Genomic DNA, 8,323 nt, shown 5'->3' on the forward strand with positions numbered 1-8,323 from the left:
CAGCTTCTGGGACTTCAACGAGTACGAGCTGCTGCCGGGGTTCACGTTCAAGAACTACATCTCCATCTTTGCGGGCTGTGGCGATGCGTCGGAGGGCTTGTGCGTCACGCTCAAGACCTACTATTCCACGCTCAAGTTCAGTTTTCTGGTGTGGCTGATCACGCTGGTGATCGGTTTCACCGTGGCCTATTTCCTGGCTTTCCATGTGCGTTCCTCGGGCATGCAGACACTGCTTTTCGTGCTGTGCACCATCCCGTTCTGGACCTCCAACGTGATCCGCATGATCTCGTGGGTGCCGCTTTTGGGGCGCAATGGCCTGGTCAACCAGGGCCTGGTGGGCGCGGGCCTGGTGGACCAGCCGGTGGAGTGGCTGCTGTTCTCGGACTTCTCGGTGGTGCTGGCCTTCGTGCATCTGTACACCATGTTCATGATCGTGCCCATCTTCAACAGCATGATGCGCATCGACCGCAGCCTCATCGAGGCCGCCAGCGACAGCGGCGCCAGCGGCTGGCAGACGCTGTGGAACGTGATCATCCCGCTGTCGCGCACCGGCATCATCATCGGCTCCATCTTCGTGATCACCATCGTCATGGGCGACTTCGTGACCATCGGCGTGATGGGCGGGCAGCAGATCGCCTCCATCGGCAAGATCATCCAGGTGCAGACCTCGTACCTGCAGTTTCCGCTGGCCGCGGCCAACGCCGTGATCCTGCTCGCGGTGGTGCTGATGATCATCTGGGGCCTGACAAGGCTCGTGGACATCCGCAAGGAGCTGTGATGACCGCCTACGCCGCCGACAACCTGCACAGGACCCACGCATGACCACCCGCATCCGCGAATCCCGCCCCGCCAGTTTCTGGATCCTGGCCATCGTGTTCAGCCTGTTCGTGCTGTTCATGTACGGGCCCATGTTCGTCATCTTCATCCTGAGCTTCCAGGGCCCCGAGGGCGGGCTGACCTTCCCGATGCGCGGCCTGTCGCTGCACTGGTTCGGCAAGCTGGCCGAGGGCCTGGGCGTGGTAGACATCGGCGCCGCGCTGTGGCGCTCCCTCGGCCTGGGCGTGGCGGTGATGCTGTGCACGGTGGTGCTGTCGGTGTTGGCGGGCCTGGCTTTTCGCAAGCGGCTGGCGGGCGGCAACACGCTGTTCTTCATCGTCGTGGCCAGCCTGATCATGCCGTCCATCATCGTCTCGCTGGGCATCGGCCTGGAGTTCCGCCTGGTCGATACCGCCATCAAGTCCGCCCTCGAATGGCTGGGCATGGAAAGCACGCTCGAAGGCTATGGCACCTCGCTGGGCCTGTTCACCTCGGCCCTGGGCGCGCACCTGACCTGGACGCTGCCTTTCGGCCTGCTCATCATGTTCGCGGTGTTCAACCGCTTCAGCCCCTCGTACGAAGAAGCCGCGCGCGACCTGGGGGCCACGCCCTGGCAGGGCTTTGCCCATGTGGTGCTGCCGCTGATCGCACCCTCGGTCGTGGGCATCGGCATGTTCGGCTTTACGCTCAGCTGGGACGAGATCGCCCGCACCTCGCAGGCCATCGGCGACGTGAACACCTTGCCGCTGGAGCTGCAGGGCCTGACGAGCACCGTGACCACGCCCTCCATCTACGCGCTGGGCACGCTGACCACGGTGGTGTCCTTCGTGGTCATGGGCATCACCTTGGTTCTGGTGTGGGCTTTGGGCCAGCGCAAGAAAGGGCGGGCCGGCTGAGCCGCACGCCATGAGACTCCCATGCGCATCCGAGCCGACGATTCCATCATGACCGCCGCCCCCAAGCCCCGGCGCCGTGCTGCTGCGGCAACGTCCCCCGAGCCCGCCGACCTGCCTGCCGACAGTGCTGCAGCCGCGGGCGGCCTGCTCAGCGACAACGACATGTACGAGCGCATGGTCTCGGCCATCCTCGACCACCGGCTGCCACCCGGCACCAAGCTGGTAGAGGACAAGCTCGCAGCCGCCTTCGGCGTGTCGCGCACGCGCGTGCGGCCGGTGCTGGTGCGCCTGGCCAACGAGCAGGTGGTCACGCTCACGCCCAACCGCGGCGCCTCCATCGCCCAGCCCACGCCCCAGGAGGCGCTCGAAGTCTTCGAGGCCCGCCGCCTGCTGGAGCCGCGCCTGGTGGAGCTGGTCATCGCCAACGCCACCGACCAGCACATCGCCGCGCTGCGCGCCTGCATCGACGACGAAGAGGCCGCACGCGCCAGCGGCGACATGCGCCGTGCCATCCGCCTGTCGGGCGACTTCCACCTGCACATCGCGCAGGCCGCCGGGCACCAGACGCTGGGGCGCATCCTGCGTGAGCTGGTCTCGCGCACCTCGCTGATCCTCATGACCTACAGCCCCAGCCATGCGCGCGAGCGCGAGGAGGCGACGGCCTGCGGCTGCCGCGAGCACCGCGCGCTGATCGACGCCATCCGACTGCGGGACGCGAAGGAGGCCGCGCGCCGCATGCTCGACCACTTGGCGCGCATCGAGTCGCAGCTGGAGTTCACCCCGCCCGCAAGCGAGGCGCCGGATCTCATGAGCCTGCTGGGAATGGCGGGCTGAGCAGCATGCGCCATCTGCTGGTCATCAATCCGAACACTTCGCCCAAGGTCAGCGCGCTGCTGCAGCGCCACGTGCAGGCTGCTGCGGGATCGCATGTGGTGGTGCGCACGGCCACCGCACGTTTTGGCGCCCCCTACATCGCCTGCGAGGCCAGCTACGCCGTGGCCGCGCATGCCGCGCTCGATGCCTGGGCGCTCGATGTGTCCACCCAGCCTTCAGCGCCGAGCGCCGTGCTCATCGGCTGCTTCGGCGACCCGGGCCTGATGGCGCTGCGCGAGAGCAGCCCCGTGCCTGTCACCGGCCTGGCCGAGGCCTCTTTCATCGAGGCCGCACGCCACGGCCGCTATGCCATCGTCACCGGCGGCGAGCGCTGGGGCCCCATGCTGCAGCGCCTGGCCCAGGCCCTGGGCCATGCCCATGCGCTGGCCGGCATCCACACCGTGGCGCCCACGGGCGCCCAGCTCGCGGCCGATCCCGTGGCCGCCCGCGCCCTGCTGGCCCAGGCCTGCCGCGACGTGGTGCGCCAGATGGGCGTGCAGTCCGTCATCCTGGGCGGTGCCGGCCTGGCCGGCATGGCTGCGGCCGTGCAGTCGCAGGTCAGTGTGCCCGTGATCGACAGCGTGGTCGCCGGTGCCCACTGGGCCCTGCGCGCCAACGCCGTGCCGCCTGAGCGCAGTGCGGCGGCGTTCGATGTGGCGTGGGAAGGGGTGTCGGGGGAGATGGCGGCGCTGGGGCTGCGTCCGGGCGAGTGACGCCATTTGACACGGTCTTTGCGGGGCGTTAGTGTGCAGTCATGGTCACTACTCCCGCAAAACACTACGCGCTTTCGCTGGTCGAGGCGGAAGACTCCTTGGCAGCCATCTTTCCAGATGAGCTGTTGTCTCACCTGCAGCTCAAGGTAGGCGACGAGATCTACCTCACTGAAAGTGACGATGGGAGTCTGTTCATCAGTGCAAAGAAGCCAGATCCTGGCACGCACAATGTGCTGCAGGACCTAGCGGGGTAGTAATGCAGCGGGCGCCGCGTTTCAAACCGGCGTAGCCACACGTTCCATGCGCGTCAGCGGCAGTGCCTCGTCTTCGCTGGCGGCCCTGGGCAGCACGAAGTTGAACACCGAACGTGTGAACGGTGCTGTGATGCCCAGCGACTCATAGCCCGCAGGCGCTACATTGCGCACCAGCTCCACGATCAACCCATCGCGCGTGGCAAAGGCAAAGTCATCGTCGATGTAGCTGTCGCCCGGAATGTTCACCTGCGTGGTCAGCGTGCGCATGCCGGGCGCCGCCACCAGGAAGTGGATATGCGCAGGCCGCTGGCCATGGCGGCCCAGCAAGGCGAACAGCTCGTGCACCGGCCCCACGGGCGGAATCGCATAGCCCGGAGGCAGAAAGCTGCGAAAGCGATAGAAGCCTTTGGCATCGGTCTCGATGCGCCGGCGCAGCTCATAGGGCTGCATGCCCGGCATGAAGTGCGAGTAGCCGCCTTTCTCGTTGGCATGCCACACATCGACCATGGCATGCGGCACCGGCTTGCCGTCGAGGTCCAGCACCTGGCCTTCCATGACAAAGATCTCGCCACGCGGCTCGCCCTCGTCCACACGCACCTCCACCTTGGCAGTCGGGGCACCGGCCACGAACAGTGGGCCCTCGATGGCGCGCGGCGTACCACCCCCGCGGCCGGCGCGCGCATCGGCCTCGTCTGCGCGGATATCGATCAGGCGGTCGAACCCGAGGCCTGCGGTGATCAGGCCAGCCTGGCCCGCAGCGCCCAGGCGGTTGAGCCAGGCGGTGGCGGCCCAGAACTCGTCGGGGGTCACGTCGAGCTCGTCGATGGTCTTGAACAGGTCGGTGACGATGCGCTCGGTGAGCTGGCGCACGCGCGCGTTGCCGGGGGCGATCTGGCGGGTGTTGACCTGCTCGAGCAGTTGCGATTGGGTGAATTCAGCCATGGGGTGGTCTCCTTGTGGTTAGAAAAAAGTTGGGGTGGTGGTCACAGGCTCTTGAACAGCGGACTGCGCCGCGCGGGCGCGCCCGCATCGGCCGCGGTGAAGAACTTCTCGGTGTAGATGTCGGGCTCGAACAGGCGGACCTGCATCAGCGTGGCGATGCAGCCTTCGATCATGGGCGGCGGCCCGCACAGGTAGGCCTTGCTGCCGCGGAAGTCGTTGCCCAGGTGCTGCTGCAGCGCCTGGTGCACATAGCCGGTGGCGCCGGTCCAGGTGGCGTCCTCATTCGCCGACAGCACCGGCACGTAGCGGAAGTTGGCGTGCTCGGTGGCCAGGGCCTCGAACAGGTCGGCAAAGTACAGCTCCTGCCGCGTGCGCGCTCCATGGAACAGCGTGATGGGGTAACCGGCGCCTTCGGCCAGCAGGTCCAGCACCATGGACTTGGGGCTCGACAGGCCCGAACCGCCCGCCAGGAAGATCGCCTGGCGTGTGGCCGACTTGCGCACGAAGAAACGGCCGAAGGGGCCGGATATCTCCAGCCGGTCGCCCACCTTCACCTGCTCGTGCAGCCAGGTGGTCGCAGGCCCGCCCTCCACCTTGCGGATGTGCAGCTCGATCAGCGCATCGCCAGGCGCGCTGGCGATGGAGAAGGCGCGCGCGCCCTGCACCCCGGGCACCCGCAGCATCACGTACTGCCCGGCCTGGAACGCGATGGCCCGGTCAGGCTGCAGCCACAGGCCCAGGATGGTGGGGGTGAGCATTTCCGTGCGCACCACCTGCGCCAGGAAGTCCTGCAGGGGCAGGTAGCGGGCGTCGGGGTCTTCGTCCACCTCGGCCTCGATCACCAGGTCGGACTGCGGCGTGGCGCAGCAGGCCAGCACCTTGTTCTCGTCGCGCTCGAAGTCCATCAGCGCGAAGGGCGAGGCCTCGCCGTGCTCGAACTCCCCGTCCAGCACCTGCACCTTGCAGGTGGCGCACAGGCCGTGGCAGCAGGCGTGGGGGATCCACACGCCCGCGCGCAGGCAGGCGTCCAGCACCGTCTGGCCCTCGGCGATCTCCACCGTCTGGCCCAGCGGCTCTATCGTGATCTGGTAGCCCATGGGCGGTCTCACGAACCCGAGCCCGCAATGCCGGCGAGGCCCGGCGTGCGCAGCTGGATGAAGGACTTGTGCACCAGGCCGTTGTCGACCAGCGAGCGCGCCGGGTCGGGCGTGAAGGGCTTGCCCGAGTCGCGCCATTCGGCCCGGCTCCAGTCGATGCGCGCAAAGTCGGGGTGGCTGCCGTAGACGCCGGGCAGCACCTCGCTCACCAGCGCGCCGAAGGGCATGGCCGCGGGCAGGGGCAGGCACACGGGCGAGCAGAACAGCAGGTGGTCCTCCCAGCCGATGTAGAGCAGGCGGTTGCCGTGGAATTTGTCTTCGGCGTCGGCGGCGTCGCCCTGGTAGCCGGGCTGCAGTGCAATGACAGGCATGTGTATCTCCTTTCGTTCGGTGGTCAGGCCGCCTTGGCAGGGGTCGCCGCGGCGCCGTCTACGGGCAGGTGGCTGCGGCCGGTCCAGCGCTCCCAGTTGGCGCGGTCGGGGCTGGTGTTGTATTCGCCGGTGTCGGCGCTGGTATCCAAGTGGTACCAGGCCAGCACCTCGGCCAGCGGGTTGAAGCCGGGTTGCGTCGGGTCGGTGCCTTCGCGAAAGCAGTTGCTCTGGTAGATCTGGTGCACGGGCAGCCAGGCCTGCTTGAACTTCTCGGGCTCGCCGTCGAAAACGTCCTTGCAGCCGTCGGAGCAGAAGTGGTACTTCATACCGTGGTAGGTGGACTCGCGCGCCGCGATCTTGGTGGGTGCCTCCATCTCGGTGAAGGCCATGGGGATCTGGCAGATCTGGCACAGCATGGGCAGGCTGTTGTTCACCCAGCGCTTGCCCTGTTGCTCCTGCTCGCGCAGGTGCACCAGGCGCGGGCGGTAGTACTTGTCGAAGGTATTGGGATACTTGGCCGACAGCCAGTCCATCTCTTCGTCGGTGGGGATCCAGGTGTGGATGCCGGCGGCGTGGGTGTAGTTGTAGAAGATGCCCCAGGCCTGGTGGGTGATGTGCTCCTTCTCCAGCTGGGCCACATCGGCATACTTGGGCAGCTTCACGCCGTAGCGCGCCAGGTCCTCGAACAGCGCGCCGCCGTTCTTCTCGAAGTACATCTCCCAGGCCTCGGCCCAGCTCATCACGCGCTTGGGCAGCATGTAGTCCATCATCATGCCCACCAGGGTGAGCAGGCGGTAGCCACGCCAGAACCACTTGTCCACCCACTTCTGGATGATGGGCAGGTTGTCCGGGTCCTGTTCCAGCATGAACTTCACCACCTCCAGGCCCAGCGTCATGTGGCGCGATTCGTCCGACTGGGCCGAGAAGCCGAAGGTCACGGTGGCCATGTCGCCGTTGTAGGCCGCGCCGCTCATGAAGGGCATGAACAGCAGGTTGGTGAGCACATACTCGAACGAGAACGAGATGGCCGTGATGAACTCGAAGGGCCCCGCCGTCATCGCATCGTCGAAGTAGGACTTGGGCACCGACAGGTACCACAGCCGGTCGTGCATGTGGTGGAAGTCGTGCAGCCCGTTGAAGTACTTGTTGTAGTGGCTGATGGTGTGCACCTGCGTCTGCGCGTGGCGCAGCTCGTCGATGGACTGCATCTGCGCGGCGATGCGCGCGCCCACGCCGCGCAGCGAGCGCCCGGCCATGGCATAGCCGCGGTGCGCCGCGTACTCCAGCGGCGATACGCCCGTGAGGAACAGCTTCAGGGTGTTGACGTAGCGCGCATCGGTGACGTTGAACTGGCCGTTGTTCTGCGCGAAGGCGTCGATGATGGCGTAGAGCTTTTTCTCCTTCTCGCCCTGGAACTTCCAGTACGCGTCCATCGTCAGGCGGAACGGGTCTTCCCATTTGTCCCAGTCGTGGATCTTGATGCCCTCGAACTGGTCGAAGGGGAACACGTCGTCCATGGACTGGTAGGTGGTGTCCCAGCCCAGGCTGCGCGTCATCAGCGCGTACTTTTCCTTGATGCCCAGGCGGCGGGCGCTGCTGGCGGTGTTGTCGTTCTGGTTCATGGTGTCTACTGAAGGTGCAGTGGGGCAGGGCATGGGCTGCGCGTCAGGCCGTCACGCCGCGCGTGAGGCGAAAGGCGTCGTCCGTCTCGTCGATGTTTCCGGACAGCGAGATCAGGTTCAGGTGCAGCTCCTGCAGGTCCCAGTCGCGGCCCATGCGGTCCTGCACCGAGCTGCGGTGGATGACGATCTGCCCGGGCGCATCGATCTTCACCATGGCCGGGAACTCGGCCACGGTGGCCAGAGGGTTGTCGGCCAGGATGGCGTCGATGATCTGGCGCGTCTCGTCGTTGGTCTGCAGTGCGATGAAGACGCTGGGGCGGTCCTGCATGGCGGTGGTTGCGGCAGTGGTACTCATGGGGGGCTTTCGTGGGAGGGGTCAGGCGCGCAGGCCCAGCTTGGCGATGCGCGCAGCGAGGGCCTGGTCGGCTTGGGCCAGTGCGGCGGCACCCGCATCGGCGCCCAGTGCGGCGCTGGCCAGCGGTGCCAGGGCGCGCAGGATCTCGGTGCGCCAGGTGCCGATCCACGCGGTGAGTTGCGCTGCGTTGGCCGGCGATTCCTCGGCGGCGGTCTTCACGGTGGCGTCCACCCAGCGGGTGGTCTCGTCGTACCAGTCGTTCATGAAGACGGTAAGCATCGACAGGTCGTTGCCGGTGCCAGGGTTCAGGTACGCCTCCAGGAGGCGGTATACCAGCGGGTACAGCACGACGTCGAACACAAGCTTCTGCGCCACGAACACATC

10 protein-coding genes and 1 pseudogene are annotated in these 8,323 nt (G+C 66.7%); 5 read left to right on the top strand and 6 right to left on the bottom strand.

Annotated elements, in window-relative coordinates:
- The 5 genes from ACK59X_RS13410 to ACK59X_RS13430 form a co-directional block, all read left to right on the top strand.
- Positions 1–778, top strand: a 778-nt coding sequence (locus ACK59X_RS13410) for an ABC transporter permease (RefSeq protein WP_409957819.1), incomplete at its 5' end; no start/stop codon positions are given.
- Between the two features lie 40 nt (positions 779–818).
- Positions 819–1,712, top strand: coding sequence for an ABC transporter permease (locus tag ACK59X_RS13415; protein ID WP_409957820.1), 894 nt, complete (start codon positions 819–821; stop codon positions 1,710–1,712).
- 21 nt (positions 1,713–1,733) lie between these two features.
- Entirely contained in the window at positions 1,734–2,546 is an 813-nt protein-coding gene (locus tag ACK59X_RS13420; protein ID WP_409957821.1) for a GntR family transcriptional regulator, read from the top strand.
- 5 nt (positions 2,547–2,551) lie between these two features.
- On the top strand, positions 2,552–3,298 hold the full coding sequence (locus tag ACK59X_RS13425) for an aspartate/glutamate racemase family protein (protein ID WP_409957822.1): 747 nt from the start codon (positions 2,552–2,554) through the stop codon (positions 3,296–3,298).
- 41 nt (positions 3,299–3,339) lie between these two features.
- The gene (locus tag ACK59X_RS13430; protein WP_409957823.1) at positions 3,340–3,552 is read left to right on the top strand and encodes a hypothetical protein; all 213 of its coding nucleotides are present in this window, start codon (positions 3,340–3,342) and stop codon (positions 3,550–3,552) included.
- A 21-nt stretch (positions 3,553–3,573) separates the two neighbouring features.
- Here ACK59X_RS13430 and ACK59X_RS13435 read toward each other — a convergent pair whose 3' ends face one another.
- The 6 genes and pseudogenes from ACK59X_RS13435 to ACK59X_RS13460 form a co-directional block, all read right to left on the bottom strand.
- Entirely contained in the window at positions 3,574–4,494 is a 921-nt protein-coding gene (locus tag ACK59X_RS13435) for a dioxygenase (RefSeq protein ID WP_409957824.1), read from the bottom strand.
- 41 nt (positions 4,495–4,535) lie between these two features.
- Positions 4,536–5,591, bottom strand: coding sequence for an NADH:ubiquinone reductase (Na(+)-transporting) subunit F (locus tag ACK59X_RS13440; protein ID WP_409957825.1), 1,056 nt, complete (start codon positions 5,589–5,591; stop codon positions 4,536–4,538).
- Between the two features lie 8 nt (positions 5,592–5,599).
- Complete coding sequence (locus ACK59X_RS13445) at positions 5,600–5,962, bottom strand: phenol hydroxylase subunit P4 (RefSeq protein ID WP_409957826.1); 363 nt, start codon at positions 5,960–5,962, stop codon at positions 5,600–5,602.
- Positions 5,963–5,985: 23 nt separating this feature from the next.
- Entirely contained in the window at positions 5,986–7,584 is a 1,599-nt protein-coding gene (locus ACK59X_RS13450) for an aromatic/alkene/methane monooxygenase hydroxylase/oxygenase subunit alpha (RefSeq protein WP_409957827.1), read from the bottom strand.
- A gap of 43 nt (positions 7,585–7,627) precedes the next feature.
- Positions 7,628–7,939 (bottom strand): MmoB/DmpM family protein, encoded by a 312-nt coding sequence (locus tag ACK59X_RS13455; protein WP_409957828.1) that lies wholly within the window; start codon positions 7,937–7,939, stop codon positions 7,628–7,630.
- A 21-nt stretch (positions 7,940–7,960) separates the two neighbouring features.
- A pseudogene (locus tag ACK59X_RS13460) lies at positions 7,961–8,323 on the bottom strand (phenol hydroxylase); the annotation flags it as partial.

Origin of the sequence: Acidovorax sp. (assembly GCF_046339755.1) — a bacterium.
In the GTDB taxonomy this organism is placed as follows: domain Bacteria; phylum Pseudomonadota; class Gammaproteobacteria; order Burkholderiales; family Burkholderiaceae_C; genus Acidovorax.

Coding starts and splice junctions, on each gene's coding strand:
- ACK59X_RS13415 (WP_409957820.1), top strand. CDS start 819: ATGACCACCCGCATCCGCGAATCCCGCCCCGCCAGTTTCTGGATCCTG.
- ACK59X_RS13420 (WP_409957821.1), top strand. CDS start 1,734: ATGCGCATCCGAGCCGACGATTCCATCATGACCGCCGCCCCCAAGCCC.
- ACK59X_RS13425 (WP_409957822.1), top strand. CDS start 2,552: ATGCGCCATCTGCTGGTCATCAATCCGAACACTTCGCCCAAGGTCAGC.
- ACK59X_RS13430 (WP_409957823.1), top strand. CDS start 3,340: ATGGTCACTACTCCCGCAAAACACTACGCGCTTTCGCTGGTCGAGGCG.
- ACK59X_RS13435 (WP_409957824.1), bottom strand. CDS start 4,494: ATGGCTGAATTCACCCAATCGCAACTGCTCGAGCAGGTCAACACCCGC.
- ACK59X_RS13440 (WP_409957825.1), bottom strand. CDS start 5,591: ATGGGCTACCAGATCACGATAGAGCCGCTGGGCCAGACGGTGGAGATC.
- ACK59X_RS13445 (WP_409957826.1), bottom strand. CDS start 5,962: ATGCCTGTCATTGCACTGCAGCCCGGCTACCAGGGCGACGCCGCCGAC.
- ACK59X_RS13450 (WP_409957827.1), bottom strand. CDS start 7,584: ATGAACCAGAACGACAACACCGCCAGCAGCGCCCGCCGCCTGGGCATC.
- ACK59X_RS13455 (WP_409957828.1), bottom strand. CDS start 7,939: ATGAGTACCACTGCCGCAACCACCGCCATGCAGGACCGCCCCAGCGTC.